The organism is Singulisphaera acidiphila DSM 18658 (assembly GCF_000242455.2).
GTDB classification, from domain to species: Bacteria; Planctomycetota; Planctomycetia; order Isosphaerales; family Isosphaeraceae; genus Singulisphaera; species Singulisphaera acidiphila.
Genome location: NC_019892.1, coordinates 9,564,534 through 9,581,804 on the forward strand (window position 1 = coordinate 9,564,534; position 17,271 = coordinate 9,581,804).

Below are 17,271 nucleotides of genomic sequence, written 5' to 3' on the forward strand. Positions count from 1 at the left end.
TGCAGACGATCAAGAACATTGCGCATTGTTGAACAGCACCCCGTTTGTTACGACATTTCGGGGGATCGACCGCGACGTCGATCGCCTTCCACCCCCCTAATTCCCGGTCGTCTGATCCCCGCTTGAGGCTTTCATGGATGTCCGTCGTAGACGTAGGTTACTCGCGATCGTCGTCCTGGCTTGCCTGGTGGGGGGTGGGGTCGAGACCTGGCGACTGCTGTTCGGGCAGGACGGACTGCTCTATCACCCGCGCGTTGCAGGGGGAGGCTTTTTGGTCGCCCCATACGTGCAACTGGGCGACGCGCCTCGGGCAGGGGCAACCGAGAGTCTGGCGATCCTCTGGCAAGCCGAGGATCGTGACGCGAAGTGGAGGGTAGAAGCCAGGGATGTTCCTGGCGCAGCCTGGAGGGAGGCCGCAAAGCCGACCTGGCAGCGCGATTCGCGGCAGACTGCCGGCCCGCGTCGGTTCTATCAAACAACGATCGGCGAGTTGGCCCCGGGGGCCGAGTTCGCCTACCGAGTGAAGTGCAACGACACAACCTTGTTCCAGGCGACGGCCCGAGCGCGCAAGGGGGCCGGGCAGCCGCACCGGTTCGTGGCCTTCGGCGACGGAGGCGCGAATAGCTATGAGCAGATGGCGATCGCCTACCGCACGGCCCTGGCCCGCCCTGATTTCGTGATGGTCGCGGGCGACCTGGTCTACTCCAAGGGGCGGCTCTCCGAATACCTCGACAAGTTCTTCCCGATCTACAACAGCGACCTCCTCGGGCCGTCGACCGGCGCCCCCCTCTTGCGCTCGACGCCCATGCTGGTGGCCCCCGGCAACCACGACCTGCTCGAACGCAATATCGACGTCTATCCCGACGCACTCGCCTACTTCCTGGTCTGGTCGATGCCCCTGAACGGGCCGCTCGCCACGGCGGGTGCCCGCAACACCCCGGTCCTCAACGCCACCGAGGCGCACAGTCAAGCCTTCCTCGACCTCGCCGGCCCCGCCTATCCGAAGATGGCAAACTACGCCTTCGACTACGGCGACGCCCACTGGACCGTCCTCGACACCAACCTCTACACCGACTGGAACGACCCCACGCTTCGCGCCTGGCTCGAGGCCGACCTCGCTGCGGCCCAGGATGCCCCCTGGCGGTTTGTCGCATTCCACCAGCCCCCGTTCCACTCGTCCATCTCTCACGGCGACGAGCAGCAGACGCGAATCCTGGCGGAGATTTTGGAGAAGTATCGGGTCGACATCGTTTTCAGCGGCCACATTCATAATTATCAGCGTTCGTACCCGCTTCGCTTCGTCCCGCAACGCGGACCCGACGGCCGACCGATCGAGAAGCTGGGACGCGTCAACGGGCGCTGGACGCTCGACACTCTCTTTGACGGCAAAACAAGGACCCGCCCCGACGGCGTCATCTACCTCGTCACAGGCGCCGGCGGCGCTCGGCTCTACGACTCGCACCAGAACGGCAACAACGCCTCCCTCCAGGAGTTCACCGCCCGGTTCGTCTCCAACACCCATTCGCTGACGGTCGTCGACGTTGACGCCACAACGCTAACCGTACGGCAGATCACCGCTACGGGAGAAGAAGTCGACCGGTTCGTCGTGACACGAGATAAGTAACGAGGAAGGAGATCGGCGGCGGAGCAATAGGGCCGGGCCAGGTGCTTCTCTTGAGTGCGGTTCTCGCTCGCCCGCATTGAAAAGCAGGCCGAATACCCCCTGCTCGGCCGTGCTGGTACAATGTGCGTGGAATGGTCCGCGAGTTTCGCGAAGCGGAGGAACCCCATGGCGACCGTAACCCCACCGCGACCCGACGTTGCGCCGGCCCCTCCGGCCAACAGCGACACCCTTTACGAAGTGGTCGATGGACAGGTCGTGGAGAAAGCGGCGATGGGAGCTTACCCGACCTGGCTCGCTTCGTTACTGGCGCAAGCGATGGGCGCCTTCACAACAGCGCACAAACGCGGCAGAGTCGTGGTCGAGATGCTCTTCCGGCTCGATAACGACCTTCAGCGCCGGCCCGACGTGGCGTTCGTCTCGCACGATCGATGGCCACGCGGACGCCAGGTTCCCCATGAGGCGGCCTGGGACGTTGTCCCCGACCTCGCCATTGAGGTCGTCAGCCCCACGAACACGGCCGACGAGATCATGGCCAAGGTTGACGAATACTTCCGAGCGGGCGTCCAGCGCGTCTGGGTCGTCTACCCGAAGGCACGCGCCGTCTACGTCTATGAGTCACCGAACGAGGTCAAGATCCTTCGAGTCGACAACACCCTCGACGGCGCCCCACTCTTGCCCGGCTTCCACCTTCCCCTGGCCCTGCTCTTCGAGGAGCAGGCCGATTGACACTCAAAATCACGGCATGATCCGCATCTCGCGAGGAGCAGAGGAGGGAACTCCATGGCGACTGTAACTCCACCGCGATCCAACATTGCGCCGGCCCCTCCGGCCAACGGCGACACCCTTTACGAAGTGGTCGATGGGCAGGTCGTGGAGAAAGCGGCGATGGGAGCGTATGAAGGGGAGCTTGCCTCTCTGCTCGTGGCCTATCTCCTCCCCTTCGTCAAGAGCCACAAGCTGGGTAAGGTCGTAGGCGAAGTCCTCTTCCTGATCGATCGCGACCTGAACCTCCAGCGTCGGCCCGATGTGGCATTCGTCTCGGATGCCCGCTGGCCTTACAATCGCAACGCCCCCCAGACGGCCGCCTGGGACGTTGTCCCCAACCTCGCCATTGAGGTGAACAGCCCTACGAATACGGGCAATGAGATCATCGCCAAGGTTGACGAATACTTCCGAGCGGGAGTGCAGCACGTCTGGGTCGTCTACCCGAAGGCACGCGCCGTCTACGTCTATGAGTCACCGAACGAGGTCAAGATCCTTCGAGTCGGCAACACCCTCGACGGCGCCCCACTCTTGCCCGGCTTCCACCTTCCCCTGGCCCTGCTCTTCGAAGAGCAGACCGATTGACCGACACCCGAGCGGAGCACCGCCTGCCCATGATGACGACGACCGACCGACCCGAGCCGTCCCGCGATGAGGTTGCGGCCGTCGCTGCGTTGGGGGAGGACTACCGCCGGCTCCGGGCCGAGATCGGCAAGGTGATCATCGGCCAGGACCACGTGATCGACGAGTTGCTGACCGGGTTCTTCGCCCGCGGTCACGTCTTGCTCGTGGGGGTGCCGGGGCTGGCCAAGACCCTGCTCGTCAGCACGGTCGCGCGGATCTTGAGCCTGTCGTTCCGGCGGATCCAGTTCACCCCCGACATGATGCCGTCGGACATCACCGGGACCGACATCCTCCAGGACGACCCCGAGACCGGCCGGCGCCGATTCTCGTTCATCGCCGGCCCGATCTTCGCCAACATCGTGCTGGCCGACGAGATCAACCGAACCCCGCCCAAGACGCAGGCCGCACTCCTGGAAGCAATGCAGGAGCGGCACGTCACGGCAGGAGGGTCGAGCTACCCGCTCCCCAACCCCTTCTTCGTCCTGGCCACCCAGAACCCGATCGAGCAGGAGGGGACCTACCCGCTCCCCGAGGCCCAACTCGACCGGTTCATGCTCAACGTGACGGTCCCCTACCCGACCGCCGCCGAAGAGCTCGAGATCCTCCGCCGCACGACCGGCGACGAAACCCAGGAGACGGCAGTCACCCTCTCGGCCGAGCAGATTGTCGCCTTACAGCATCTGGTTCGGCGAGTACCGGTCCCCGAGCATGTCTTCATCTACGCCCGCGACCTGGTCCGGGCGAGCCGGCCGAACGAGCCCGAGGCGTCGGTCATGGTTCGCAGATGCGTCTCGTGGGGCGCAGGGCCACGAGCCGGCCAGTCGTTGATCCTCGCCGCCAAGGCCCGAGCCGTGCTCCAGGGACGGCTCCACGCGGGGATCGCCGATATCCGGCACGTGGCCAAGCCCGTCCTCCGCCATCGGATCGTCACGACGTTTCACGCCGAGGCCGACGGGATCGACTCCGACAAGGTGATTGAACAACTCTTGCAAGACATTGCTGCTCCTCCGGAACGCGCAGTCGAGAGGAATTCAAGACTTTAACCACGAATTACACGAAGGACACGAATCATCAAAACAACAAAACACAAATAAATGCGAATTTTATTTTTTATTATTTGTTGACTAAATTCTGCCTGTTCTCCCTTTGACATGGGGCCTTCCGTTGCCGATGCCCGCCAGCCCTCAAGACCCGGATCCCGAACTCGCGGGGATCGACCCTACGGCGCTCGCCCGCTTCGGCCGGCTCGAGTTGATCGCTCGGCTAGTGGTCGAGGGGGTCATGTCAGGGTTGCACCGCAGCCCGTTCAAAGGGTTTTCGGTCGAGTTCGCCGAGCACCGCCAGTATGGGCCTGGGGACGAGATTCGGCACATCGACTGGCGAGCGTTCGGCAAAAGCGACCGCTATTACGTCAAGGAATACGAGGAGGAGACGAACCTCAAGGCTTATCTCGTCGTCGACTCGTCGGGGAGCATGGCTTACGCCGGGCGAACAATCTCGAAGTTCGAGCACGCGCGGCGGCTCGCCGCAGCACTCGCCTACTTGATGATCAGTCAGCGCGACGCCGTGGGGCTAGTCACCTTCGACAGCACGGTCCGGGCGATGATCCCGGCCCGCTCGGCCCCCGGCCATTTCTCGGTCGTCTGCAACGTGCTGGAAAAGACGAACACCGGCGGCGAGACCCCGTTGAGCGGCATCCTCAACACCCTGGCCGAGCGGATCCGCCGCCGGGGTCTGATCGTGATCCTCTCCGATGGGTTCGACGCCATCGACCCTTTGACCGAGGCGCTTCGGCACCTGCGGCATCGCCACCACGAAGTCCTCTTCTTCCACACGCTCGCCCCCGAGGAGGCAGAGTTTCCGTTCCGCCGCCCAGCGCGGTTCCGCAACCTCGAGCGGCTTGACCACACGCTTCGGGTCGATCCGGCCTCGCTCCGCGCGACCTACCTGGAGCGGTTCAACGCCTTCCGCACGACCTTGAAGGAGCGCGTGCGGGCGATGAATGCCGACTATCACGAGGCGTCGACCGCTCTGACCGTCGAAACGACGCTGCTCGACTACTTGTCGTCGCGCTCGCGGCGAGGGAGCGGACGCTCGTGAGCGGAGGGGTCCTCAATGCCGCGATGCTCCTGGGCCTGCTCGGCGCGGCAGTTCCGGTGGTCATCCACCTCCTGAACCGCCGCCGCGAGCCGGTGGTGGACTGGGGGGCGATGCAGTTCCTCGACCTCGGCCAACGCGACCGCCAGAGGCTCCGGCTGACCGAACTGCTGCTGATGCTTGCCCGAATGGCCCTCCTGGCGCTCGTGGCCCTGGCCCTGGCACGCCCCTTCTGGTCGGGTGCGTCGGCCGTCGGTGGAGGGTTCGGCACGTCAGCCCCTCCCCGCGACGTCGTCCTCGTCATCGATGGTTCGGCGAGCATGGGCCGCACGCTGAAGGGTTCGACCCCGCACGACCTGGCTATCCAGTGGGCCCGCACCTTCGTGACCCGGCTGCGGCCGGGGGACTCGGTGGCCGTCCTGGTTGCCGGCGACCGCGTTCGCGGCCTGGTCGACCCACCCCGCTTCGACCAGGCCAAGATCGACGCCGCGCTGGCGGGCCTCAAAACGGGGCGAGGCGCCAGCGACCTGCCGACCGCTCTGGCCGAGGCGTTCCGAATCCTCGAGCGAACCGGCAATCCGAGGCGCGACGTGATCGTCTTGACCGACGGCCAACGGTTCGCCTGGAGACCCGGCGAATCGGGGCGCTGGGCCCTGCTCCGCGACCTCCGAGGGCGGCTCCCGGTCCCCCCTCGTGTCTGGTCGATCCCCTTCGGAGCGGGGATCGCGTCCGAGGCTCCCAACGGCTCGGTCGGCCCGCTCTCGGTCTCCCGGCCCCTGGTCACGCCAGGCTTGCCGGTCGTGGTCTCGACCACGCTCGCCAACGCCGGTCCAGGCCCCTTGACCCGCACTGCGGAGCTCCTCGTCGACGGCCGCCTCGTCCCCGGCACGGGGCAAGCAGCCGGGCCGATCCCGGCCGGCGGCAAGACCCGGCTCTCGTTCCGGACCACGCTCGCGACCCCCGGCGCCCACCTGCTTGCCGTCCGGCTCGTCGGTGGTGACGACGCCCTGGCTGCCGACGACGAGTCGGCCATCCCCATCGAGGTCGCCTCCGCCCTCCCCGTCCTGCTCGTCGATGGCGAACCCGGCCTCGAGCCGCTCGACGGCGAGACCGACTTCCTCCGCGCGGCCCTCGCTCCGACCGGCGACGACACCCCTTTGGTCCAGGCGCAGACGGTGACGCTCGACACCATGACTCCCGACTCTCTGAAAGGGCAGCGCGTGGCCGTCCTGGCGAACGTCGAGCGACTCTCCCCGGAGCAGGCAGCCGCCGTCGGCCGCTTCCTCAACGCGGGCGGCGGCCTGCTCGTCGCCCCCGGTGACCGGACCGATCTTGATGCTTTCAACACCCAGCCCTGGATCCCGGCACGGCTCGGGGACCTCAAGGGGGAGCCGGGCTCGCGAACCACGCTGGCCCACCCCGCCCCCCGGACGTTCGCCGGCCCGGTGATGGGGCCATTCGGCCAAGGAGAGACACCCCCCTTGGCCGAGGCCAACCTCTTCGCTTATCGACTGCTGACCCCCGCGCCGGGGGCTTCGGTCTCTGCCCGGTTCGACACGGGCGACCCCTGGGTCGTCGAGCGTCCCCAGGGCCAGGCCAGGGTGATCCTGCTGGCGACCCCCCTCGACGCCGAGACCGGCACCCTGCCGGTCAACCCTGATTTCGTCCCCTTGGTCCACGAGTGGATCTTCCACCTGGCCGGCGGTCGGGAACCGCGCACGCTTCATCCGGGCGAGCCCTGGGTCCTCGACCTCGACCCATCCCCTCCGGTCGATCTCGCAGCCCTGGCACTCCAGACGCCGGCGGGGACCACAGTCAGCCTGCCCATCATCCGCGCAGGGGGTTCCGCCCGTGTCCGGTTCGATGATACGAATGAGGCCGGGGTCTATCGCCTGACCCTCCCCGACCCGCCCGGCGGCTTCGCCTTTGCCTCGGTCGTCGCCGACGGACACGAGGCCGACCCGTCTCCCCTCGAGCCGGCCGAGGCGGCGACGCTCGCCAAGGGTTGGCCGCTCGTCTTTGAGCCTAACCCCGCCCGGCTCACGTCCCGCCTTCTCGAAGCCGAGCACGGAGCCCGCCACGAAGCCTGGCGTGGCCTGATCCTCGCGGCGCTCGCCGGCCTCTGCCTCGAAGTCTACCTGACCCGCCGCCTCGTCCGTAGCCAGGGGGTCGGTCACAATGGTGCTTGACCTGTTCGGGACTCGGCGGCTCCTGCTGGCGGGGGCAAGCCTGGGCTGGCTCTGGGTCGCCGCCGGAGGGGCCGCCCTGGTCTTGCTGTTTGTGCTCTATCGCGAGGAGCGGCGGCTCGTCTCACGGCGAACGGGGCTCGGCCTGCTCGGCTTGCGGCTCACTGCGGCGGCCGTCCTGGTCCTCGCCCTCTTCGAGCCGATCGCATCGCACTCCTATCGTGAAACAACCAAGGGGCGGGTGATCGTCGCCGTCGACGTGTCGGAGAGCATGGCGACGACCGACCCGGACCGGCCGGCCAAGGACCGCGAGCGCTTGACCAAGACCTTGCGGATGAGCCCGGGCGAGTCGGTCGAAAAGCTCTCGCGCAGGGAGATCGCCCGGCGACTCCTGGAACGGAAGGGATCGCCGATCGAGCAGATCGAGGCCGCGCACCAGGTCGAGGCCGTCGCCTTCGCCCGTGAGTCCGCGCCAGCGACCTTGCCTGCCCTGGCCGCAACGCTCAAGCAACCAGGCAAGCCCGACGACCCGGCCACCTCGTCGACCGACTGGCAACCCGTTCTGGCCGGGGCACTCCAGGACGGCGAAGCCCCAGTGCTCGGGATCGTCCTGCTGACCGACGGCCGGCAGAACGGGCCGGGGGACTCGGCCGCGACGGTCGACCGCCTGGCGGCCCGCGGCATTCCGGTCTACCCGATCTTGATCGGCGCAACGGCCCCCCCGCGCGATGCGGCCGTCGCGACGGTCCGCGCTCCCGAGGGAGTGTACAAGGGAGACGTCGCCAGCATCGAGGCAACCTTGAAGCTTGACGGCTACGCGGGACGCGAGGTCGTCGTCACGCTCGAACGCCCCGGCGCAGCCCCCTTGGAGCGACGGGTCCGCGCTCCCGACGAAACCGCGGTGAGCGCTCGGCCGGTCGTCAACTTCACCGTGCCGATGACCGAGTCAGGCACCGTCCCGATGACGATCGCCATCAGGCCGCTCGACGGCGACGTCCGGCCCGACAACGATCGCCGCACCGTCTCGGTCCAGGTGTCCGAGGACAAGGCGGCCGTCCTGCTCGTGGATGGCGAAGCCCGTTGGGAGTTCCGTTACCTCCGCAACGCCCTGACCCGCGACCCGCAAGTCAAGGTCGAGGCCGTCGTCTTCCACCAGCCCGAAGCCACCGGCGTCTCCTCTCACAACACCTACGGCACCACGCTCCCCCCCCGGCCCGAGCCCGAGGCTGGCTCCGCGCGCGACCTCACCGACCCGCTCGGCACCTTCGACGTCATCGTCCTCGGCGACGTCGACCCGGCCGACCTACCCCCCGGCACCTGGGCTCGCCTCGAGTCGTACGTTTCCGAGCGGGGGGGCACCTTGATCCTGAGCCCTGGCCCCCGCTTCTGGCCGACCCTTCCGGGCCACGAGACCGCCCGCAAGCTCTTGCCGGTGCTCGACCCCCGGCCCGTCGCGATCGCCCCAGGCCAGGCCAGCCCCACCTCCCTAAGCCTCCCTCCCGGCGCGGTCGTCTTGCCGACCCTCGTCGCAAGTGCCGACACCGCCGCCTGGCCGATGCTGCAATTCGCCTCCGACCCCGAGCAAAGCCGCCTGCTCTGGACCGGCCTGCCCCGGCTCCCCTGGAGCTTGGCCGGCAAGCCGAAGCCGGGCGCAACGGCCCTGGCCCTGGCCGGCGACGAGGCAGCGGCCGTCATCGCCGCCCAGGCGTACGGCCTGGGCAAAGTCCTCTGGGTCGGCACCGACGGCACCTGGCGGTGGCGATACCGGGTGGGCGACACCTACCATCACCGGTTCTGGGGCCAGACCGTGCGCTGGGCGGCCTCGGGCAAGTTGGCGGCGGGCAACGCCTTCGTCCGGTTCGGCCCGACGCGCCCCCGGGTCGCCGACGGAGAGGGGGTTCATCTCCAGGCCAGAATCGCCGAAGGGATCCTCGGCGCAGGTCCCGACCTCCTGATCGCAGCCCGCATCTTCAAGGCCGGAACGTCCGCAAACGAGGCAACGGGCGAGGCCGTCGCCGTGGTCCCCCTTCGCCCCATTCCCGGCCAGCCCCGCGCCTACGAAGGCCACGCCCCCACACTCCCGCTCGGCCGGTACGTCGTCCGCCTCGACGTCCCCTCGCTCACCGAGGCCCTCCACCTGGACGATAACGGCGGAAAAAAGGCCCCGCAATCCCTCCTCGACGTCGTCGCGCGCGAGACCTCCGAGCGCGTGGAACTGGCCGTCGACCGCGAACCGGCCACCCGCCTCGCCGTCGCCACCGGCGGCCGCGTCCTCGCCGACTTCGAGGCCGACGCCCTCCCCCCCTTGCTCCGCTCCCGGACCCGCCAGACCGTCCGAACCGAGGAGACCCCGCTCTGGGACCACCCTGCGGCCCTGCTCCTCTTCTTCGCCATCGTCACTAGCGAGTGGATCATGAGGAAGCGGGTTGGCTTGCCCTGAGACGGCCCCAAGGCTCGCGTTGATGGATTCCGGTGGCTATCGTGAACAGATCCACTCCAAATCCGTTTGAGCACTCCCCTTTGTCGGTGATTGATCGAACAAATCGACCGCCTTCTGAACAAGGGGGTTTCCACGCTCAGCTTCGTTCGATTACTCTGACATAGGCCATTTCCACACACAACAGAGGCACTGTTTCGTCAGAGACACTGTTTCGTCATTCTCGTCAACGCGCCGGCCCACGAGCCGGCACCAAGCCCGTTCTTTTTTGCTCGCCACGCCGAGCAAGGAGACGTCTATGAGTCGGTTGCGCCGTTCGGCCTTCACGCTCATCGAACTCTTGGTGGTGATTGCGATCATCGCCGTCCTGATTGCCCTGCTTTTGCCCGCTGTTCAGGCGGCGCGCGAGGCCGCGCGCCGGGCGCAGTGCGTCAACAATCTAAAGCAGCTGAGTCTCGCGCTCCACAATTACGAGAGCGCCAACGGCTCGTTCCCACCAGGTCGGATCTGGAATGGAACGAACTGGAAGTCGATCTTCTCGGGTGAGCAGAACACGACCTGGTTCTGCCTGATGCTCGGCTATTTCGAGCAGGGAACGCTGGCCAACTCATTTAATTACGCTCTGGGTTCCGAGGGACCGGTGCTTGGAGCCACAAACATCCCCGCCCTTGACGCCAACAGTACGGTGAGCGGCACCAAGCTCGCGGTCTTTCAGTGTCCGAGCGATCGCCTGAACACGTTCATTATCAATCCCAGTTATGCTGGCCCAAAGTACGGTAGTGCGCCGTTTATCAACACCAAGGGCAACTACGCCGTGAGTTGGGGAAACGTGGGCTGGGGACAAGACTACTCGACGGCCAGTGGACCTCCCACCTCGGCTTACATGCAGTCGGCATTCGGCCACAAAATGAACATCGGGATCGCAGCGATTACGGACGGAACCAGTAACACAATCTTCACGGGTGAGGTTCTCCAAGGAGCGCAGTACGATGTCCGAGGCATGATGTGGTCAAGCATTCCCGGTGGGGCATCCTTCATGTCGAGGTTCACTCCAAACGCATACAAAGATTTCTACAACCTCGTCAACGGCGGCGACTACCTGAATAACAATCCGACACTCTTCTGTACTCCGGAACCGATTCTCGGGCTGAACTGCACTCCGAACGCCAATGACAAGGACGCGTTTGCGGGTTCCCGGAGCCGCCACTCCGGCGGGGTCAACGTCGGCATGGGCGACGGCTCCGTACGATACATCAAGAATTCGATCAACGCGTTGGTCTGGATGGGCCTGAACACGATCCGAGGCGGTGAAGTGCTCAGCGCCGACGCGTACTGAGGCATGCAAAAGAGTGAGGTGGAGGGATCCTTATTTCGGATGGGGCCATCGGATACGTTCGGAAATTCGGGCTGGCCGAGCGACAACCCGTCGCACGGCCGGCCCGACCGGAGTTCTCCAGGCCCCTTTGGCTCAACAAACTCACCGGATGCGCGACGAAAGGACGCCCGGGATCGGCTCGCCGTCGGGGAGGACGGCGAGGGGGCGGCCTTGGCGATCGTGGAGCATGGTGTCGGTGCGGATGCCGACGGCCTGGTAGATCGTGGCGGCGACGTCAGCCGGAGAATAACCTCGGCCGGTCGGGCTCCCCCCTTGTTTGTCGGTGGCGCCGAGGACTTGCCCCGCCCCGGCCCCGCCACCGGCGAAGAAGAGGGAGCCGGCCCGGCCCCAGTGGTCGCGACCGCCGCCAGTGTTGATCTTGGGGGTGCGACCGAACTCGGTCAGGAAGACGACCAGGGTCGAGTCGAGCAGTCCCCGCGCGGCCAAATCGGCGATCAAGGCGGCGAAGGCCCGATCCATGCCCGCGAGGTGGTACGGCCGAAGCGCCATCTCGCCGATCGGCGGGAAGCGTTGGGCGGGTACGTTGTGGTTGTCCCAGAGGTTGCCGTAGTCGGGATCGTAGCCGTAGTCCACCATCACAAACGGCGCTCCGGCCTCGATCAACCGGCGAGCAAGCAGACAGCGCCCGCCGATCTTGGTGCGGCCATACGCCGCCCTGGTCGCCTCGGGTTCCTCCTGCAAGTCGAACGCCCGACGCACCTCGGGCGAGTTCAACAACCGAAAGGCCCCCGCATAGTGACTCTCGACGGCTCCGAGCAGCCCCCGCCGATCGGCGTCGCGGAGCGCCTGCTCCATCAGGCCACGGAGCCCGGCGCGACGGGTCAGGCGAGCGGCATCGAGCCCATCGGGCAAGATCAAGGCCTCGGGCCTCAGACTGTCCTCGAGAACGGAAGTAGGGTTGGCCGGCTTCTCGCTCAAACCAGCGGTAAAGTCGGGTTGCTTGGGTTCGCCACCGACAGCGAACGGGGCGTGAGCCTCGCCAAGCCAGCCGGCCACGAAGAGGTTGAGTGGCGGGGGACCAGGGCGAGTGATTCCCGGGACCGTGATATAGCCCGGCAGGTCGCGTCTGGGCCCTCGCAATGACGAAACGACCGACCCCACGTTCGGCTCAGTCGTAAGTTGGGTCATCCCCACCTTGCGACCCGAGAGCGCGTACGCCTGACTCTGGAAGTGGTCATTGTTGTCGTGAGAGTAGCTGCGGAGCACGGTCAAGCGGTCGGCCTGTCGCGCTAATCCGGGCAGGCACTCGGCGAACCGGACGCCCGGCACCGCCGTGGCGATCGTCCCGAGCGTACCCCGGATCAACTCGGGAGCGTCAGGCTTGGGGTCGAACGAGTCGATATGCGTCACACCGCCGGCCATCCAGAGGATCAGGACCGACTCCGCCGTCCTCGAAACCGGCTCCGACGTTGTTGTCGCCGTTGCCCCACCAGGCAAGAGCGACCCGGCCACGGCCATCGATCCGACGCGCAAGAGGTCGCGCCGACCCCACGGACCAGACCACGGAAACCGTGACGGCCCCCGCCCTTCGGACCGCTCCATTGCGACGACTCCTCGGCGAAATCGCTTCGATGTCCCATCGCCCAGCGCAGTCTACCCCGCCCCGATCCTCCAGGGAAATCCCTTTGTTAAAGATAAATCCAAACCGAGAGCGTGAGTACTTTATTAGGTAACCGGGGCCGGGTTCAGCCCCGGGCTACCTTTAAGACGTGTGCAATCCAAGGGTCAACGACTCTCAAACGTCGCAGGGCCACCCCCCCGATGTCCCTCAGCGCACCTTGCCAAGGTTCCCGGCGACTCTCTTACGCCGGGGGTTCGGCCCGTTGTAAGATGTGGACCGATCGATCGCACACTTTAGGGGAAGGGTCGGGGCGTTGACCCCGATTCGACTCCGGCGAGCGACGCTTCGCCGTTTGTGCGATCGCAACACAAGACACGGAATCCGAAATCAACGAGCCCCAAGCGATGCACGACAAACGGACTGTCCGGGCCTTACTCGGAGCGGCGTTCCTTCTCACAACCCCCTGCCTGGCCCACGCAGACGACGCCGAAGAAAGCGCGATCCGCGAGTCGGTCGTGAAGGTCTCCGCGACGATGCGGCTGCCCGAGATCGTCAAGCCGTGGACCAAGCAGAGCCCACGCGACGTCAGCGGCACCGGCGTGGTGATTGACGGGAAGCGGATTCTGACCAACGCGCATGTCGTCCTCTACGCCAGCCAGTTATTCGTCGAGTCGCACCAGTCGAGCGATAAAATCCCCGCGACGGTCGAGGCGATCAGCACGGGAATGGACCTCGCGGTGCTCAAGCTCGCAGACGAGTCCTTCTTCGACAAACGCCCCCCCCTGACCCGGACGGAGGCGCTCCCCGAGGTCAAAGACTCGGTGCTGGTCTACGGCTATCCCCAAGGGGGGACCAGCCTGTCGGTGACCAAAGGGATCGTCTCGCGGATCGAGTTCGCCGGCTATAACGAGCAGACCGCCGGAGTCCGGATCCAGGTGGACGCGGCCATCAACCCGGGCAACAGCGGCGGGCCCGCCCTGGTCGACAACAAGCTCATCGGCCTGATCTTCAGCCGGCTCAACCAGTCGGACAACATCGGCTACATCATCCCGAGCGAGGAGATCGACCTGTTCCTCAAGGATGTCGCCGACGGCCGATACGACGGCAAGCCGGCAATGCACGACATCCTGCAAACCTTGGAAAACGACGCCCTCCGCAGCAAGCTCAAGGTCGACAAGAAGGCCACGGGCATGGTCGTCCACCGGCCCGACAGCGACGAAGAGTCGTACCCGCTCAAGGAGTGGGACCTGATCACCAAGATCGGCGACCAAGACGTCGACAACGTGGGCATGGTCAAGGCCCGCGAGAACCTCAGGCTCCGGTTCCAGTACCTGGTCCAGAAGCTCGCCAAGGACGGCAAGGTCCCCCTGACCATCGTCCGTGACGGCAAGCCGACCACCATCGAGCTGCCCGTCAGCCCGAAGCACGAGATGCTGATCGAGTCGCTCGGCGGCCGCTATCCCCAGTACTTCGTCTTCGGCCCCTTGGTCTTCTCACCCGTCTCGTCGGAGATCCTCGCCGGCCTCGGAGATCGGACCGCCGCCCTCTTCAGCGCCATCGGCAGCCCGATGGCCACGCGACGGGGTGACCGGCCCAAATTCGACGGCGAAGAACTCGTCGTGGTGGCCGCGCCGATGTTTCCGCACGCAATCAGCAAGGGCTATTCAAACCCGTTCATGAAAGTGATCAAGGAAATCAACGGCACCCGCGTCCGCAACATCCGCCACCTCGTTGAACTCCTCCGCGACGCGACCGACACGTACATCACGATCAGCTTCGACGACCGCGCCTCCGAAACGATCGTCTTCAACCGCGAGGAGGCCCTCCGCGCCACCGAAGACATCCTCAACGACAACGGATTACGGCAGCAGGCGTCCGATGACTTGAAGGCCGTCTGGTCCGAGAAAAAATGAGCCGGGAGGAACGACGGGGGGCAAGCCCAGCGCGGGCGACCGTTCGCGCTGGGCGACGCAAATGATCCTGGTCGCGGCCACTGCAGTGAGCTTGGCGGTCGCGCGAATCGCCCTGCCCAAGCTCCCGACGCATTTCTGCGGGTAGTGACGTTCGCGCAACGGATCGGCGGACGGCGCGGCAATTGCCAAAGCCCCGGACCTATGTGGCCGTCGATCTGGTGATGATATTCGTGTATTCTAGTCGAGTGGCCCAGACCAAATTGTCCAGTCCCCCCCTTTTGATTTCTTCGACGGGTGTGCATTGCGAGCGAGAATCGCCCCAAGCGGGTGGGTGGCGATCTTGATCCACGGGGTCCTGAACCACTAACGTACATATTCCCAACGACGGGTGGAGCGTGACCACCCGTTCAGTCTGCGATCCGCCAGGCGCCACGGGTTCCGTACTCTCGGTCCCCGTGGCCCCCGACAGTTGCCATCATCACGGGAGGGTGTCCCTTTTTCCGCCTGCTGAGATCGGTTCTTAGAGTCACCCCCTTCTCAGAGGTCGCGGATCGGACCGGGTATGATTTTCTCTTTATTCGACGGTTCCGGTTCCCTCAGTGGCGGATCGCTGGCCCTGCTCATCGTGGCCTTGGCGATCGCCTTGGGGTTCGAGTTCGTCAACGGGTTCCACGACACGGCAAACGCTGTTGCCACAGTCATTTACACCAAGTCGCTACGCCCCTGGCCGGCGGTCCTGTGGTCGGGGTTTTGCAACTTCTGCGGCGTCTACCTGGGCGGGACGGCGGTTGCTTTCAGCATCGTGAACCTCTTGCCGGTCGACTTGCTGATCCGGGCCGGGTCGGGCGCGAGCTTGGCGATGGTGCTTGCGCTCCTGATCGCGGCGATCCTCTGGAACCTCGGGACATGGTTCCTGGGGCTGCCGGCGTCGAGTTCACACACCCTGATCGGGGCGATCGTGGGGGTGGGCCTGGCCAACTCCCTGTTGCCCGGCCACGTCTTCGGCGCGGGAGTCAACTGGGACAAGGCGCGCGAGGTCGGGCTTTCGCTCTTGATCTCCCCCTTGATCGGCTTCACCCTGTCGGCGGCCCTTTACCTCACGTTGAAAGCGACGATCCGGAGCCCGGAGCTCTACGAGCCCCCCATCGAAGACCGACCGCCCCCATTCTGGATCCGCGCCGTCTTGGTTTCCACCTGCACGGGAGTCAGCTTCGCGCACGGCTCCAACGACGGCCAAAAGGGGATCGGGCTCATCATGCTCATCCTGATCGGCGTCCTCCCCGCGCATTACGCGCTGAATCCCAAGGCGGGCGAGCCCCAGGTGCAGCGAACGTTGGCCGCCGCAGCCAGGCTTGAGAGCCTGCTCCAGCAACGTGAATCCGTCCCCGGGACCTCTGCCTTACTCGACGAACTGGCCGCCCTCCGCGCGACCCTCAAGCGCTACCCGACCCTGCACGCGATCCCGGAAGAGGCTCGCTGGCAAGTCCGGGCCAACCTGCTGAGGCTGAGCAAAGGACTGGCCGCCTTGAAGCACACGAAGCATTCGGGCATTTCAAACCAGGACTGGAAGGCGGTCAGCCAGTGCCAGGCGGAGATGAAACCCTTGATCGAGTATTCACCGACCTGGGTCCTCATGGCCGTGGCCACCGCCTTGGGGGTCGGCACCACGGTGGGCTGGAAGCGGATCGTCCTTACCGTCGGCGAAAAAATCGGCAAGAGCCATCTGACCTACGCCCAGGGGGCCAGCGCGGAACTCGTGGCGATGAGCACGATCGGCCTGGCCGATCTCGGCGGCCTCCCCGTCAGCACGACCCAAGTCCTCTCCTCGGGCGTCGCCGGCACGATGGCCGCGAGCGGGTCGGGCCTGCGAGGCAAGACCGTCCGCAACATCGCCCTGGCCTGGCTCCTGACCCTCCCCGTCTCAATGCTGCTTGCGGGGGGACTCTATCTCTTGTTCCGCTTGGTGGCCGTCTAACAACAGCACGCGTTCTCAAAAAAAAATGCCGCCCCGAGAGGAGCGATCGTCAGAGTCCGGGCTTGGCTCTTGACGGTCGCCCCTTTCGGGGCTCTGGCAAATCCCACAGGCACACGGATCGTCTCCAGGGGGCTTGCCCCCCTTTGGCGAGGAACGGCCGCCCCGTTAGAGTTGCAAGGAACCCAGCAACGGAGCGGGCTTGTGGGCAAATCTGTTCCCGGGACGTTGTCGCGAGTTCTGGCCTGGAACATCCCGTTGAAGTCGGACTGCGACGTCGACTCTACTTCCGAGGGGACTTCGCCCGCGCCGCATCGGCGGCGGCACCGCTGGGCGGGCCCGTGTCAACGGCCGGCGAAGCAGCAGCCGGAGCCGCCGGGGCCGGCGGCGGTTCGCTACCGCAACCGAATATCGAGGATCCGGCGAGCAGAAACAAAGCGAGCAAGGCTCGAATTCGAGACGGAGTGGCCATTCTGGTTTCCTTAAAGAGGTCGAGAGCCAAGTCAATTCCCGATACTTAGACGTGAGAGATTGCCGCCCAGGCAAGCGGGAAGCATAAGCTCTCAGTCTTTCGATACCGTTTTGAGGGGAACGAGCGAATCAGCTCCCCGCCTACCTGGAAGAAATTCCAACGGGCGGGGCGAACCGCCCCGCCCGTGTTTCAGTAAAGCAGGAGGAGCCCCCTCAAGGGGCTCCCAA

Annotated in this window: 12 protein-coding genes; 10 read left to right on the top strand and 2 right to left on the bottom strand. The window is 65.7% G+C overall.

The window, feature by feature from the left end; translation table 11 throughout:
* The first annotated feature begins 133 nt into the window (after positions 1 to 133).
* From SINAC_RS36815 to SINAC_RS36850, 8 genes are all read left to right on the top strand, one after another.
* The gene (locus tag SINAC_RS36815; protein WP_015250618.1) at positions 134 to 1,624 is read left to right on the top strand and encodes a metallophosphoesterase; all 1,491 of its coding nucleotides are present in this window, start codon (positions 134 to 136) and stop codon (positions 1,622 to 1,624) included.
* A 165-nt stretch (positions 1,625 to 1,789) separates the two neighbouring features.
* Complete coding sequence (locus tag SINAC_RS36820; RefSeq protein WP_015250619.1) at positions 1,790 to 2,350, top strand: Uma2 family endonuclease; 561 nt, start codon at positions 1,790 to 1,792, stop codon at positions 2,348 to 2,350.
* 54 nt (positions 2,351 to 2,404) lie between these two features.
* Entirely contained in the window at positions 2,405 to 2,971 is a 567-nt protein-coding gene (locus tag SINAC_RS36825; RefSeq protein WP_015250620.1) for a Uma2 family endonuclease, read from the top strand.
* Between the two features lie 29 nt (positions 2,972 to 3,000).
* Positions 3,001 to 4,053, top strand: coding sequence for an AAA family ATPase (locus SINAC_RS36830; RefSeq protein WP_015250621.1), 1,053 nt, complete (start codon positions 3,001 to 3,003; stop codon positions 4,051 to 4,053).
* A gap of 127 nt (positions 4,054 to 4,180) precedes the next feature.
* Positions 4,181 to 5,110, top strand: a complete 930-nt coding sequence (locus SINAC_RS36835; protein ID WP_015250622.1) for a DUF58 domain-containing protein — start codon at positions 4,181 to 4,183, stop codon at positions 5,108 to 5,110.
* Positions 5,107 to 7,296 carry a VWA domain-containing protein gene (locus SINAC_RS36840; protein ID WP_015250623.1) on the top strand — a complete coding sequence of 730 codons (2,190 nt, stop codon included), beginning with the start codon at positions 5,107 to 5,109 and terminating at the stop codon, positions 7,294 to 7,296. The genes SINAC_RS36835 and SINAC_RS36840 overlap by 4 nt, the downstream gene beginning before the upstream one ends.
* On the top strand, positions 7,286 to 9,733 hold the full coding sequence (locus SINAC_RS36845; RefSeq protein WP_015250624.1) for a vWA domain-containing protein: 2,448 nt from the start codon (positions 7,286 to 7,288) through the stop codon (positions 9,731 to 9,733). Before SINAC_RS36840 ends, SINAC_RS36845 begins: the two co-directional genes overlap by 11 nt.
* 295 nt (positions 9,734 to 10,028) lie before the next feature.
* A complete protein-coding gene (locus SINAC_RS36850; protein ID WP_015250625.1) occupies positions 10,029 to 11,066 on the top strand; it encodes a DUF1559 domain-containing protein in 1,038 nt (345 codons plus the stop codon).
* Between the two features lie 141 nt (positions 11,067 to 11,207).
* Here SINAC_RS36850 and SINAC_RS36855 read toward each other — a convergent pair whose 3' ends face one another.
* Positions 11,208 to 12,668, bottom strand: coding sequence for a DUF1501 domain-containing protein (locus SINAC_RS36855; protein WP_015250626.1), 1,461 nt, complete (start codon positions 12,666 to 12,668; stop codon positions 11,208 to 11,210).
* Positions 12,669 to 13,091: 423 nt separating this feature from the next.
* Here SINAC_RS36855 and SINAC_RS36860 point away from each other — a divergent pair, with 423 nt between their 5' ends.
* Positions 13,092 to 14,600 carry a S1C family serine protease gene (locus tag SINAC_RS36860; protein WP_015250627.1) on the top strand — a complete coding sequence of 503 codons (1,509 nt, stop codon included), beginning with the start codon at positions 13,092 to 13,094 and terminating at the stop codon, positions 14,598 to 14,600.
* Positions 14,601 to 15,162: 562 nt separating this feature from the next.
* Positions 15,163 to 16,575, top strand: coding sequence for an inorganic phosphate transporter (locus tag SINAC_RS36865; protein WP_015250628.1), 1,413 nt, complete (start codon positions 15,163 to 15,165; stop codon positions 16,573 to 16,575).
* A gap of 280 nt (positions 16,576 to 16,855) precedes the next feature.
* Here the strand turns inward: SINAC_RS36865 and SINAC_RS40440 are convergent, their stop codons facing one another.
* Positions 16,856 to 17,044 (bottom strand): hypothetical protein, encoded by a 189-nt coding sequence (locus SINAC_RS40440; protein ID WP_157579485.1) that lies wholly within the window; start codon positions 17,042 to 17,044, stop codon positions 16,856 to 16,858.
* Positions 17,045 to 17,271: the final 227 nt, after the last annotated feature.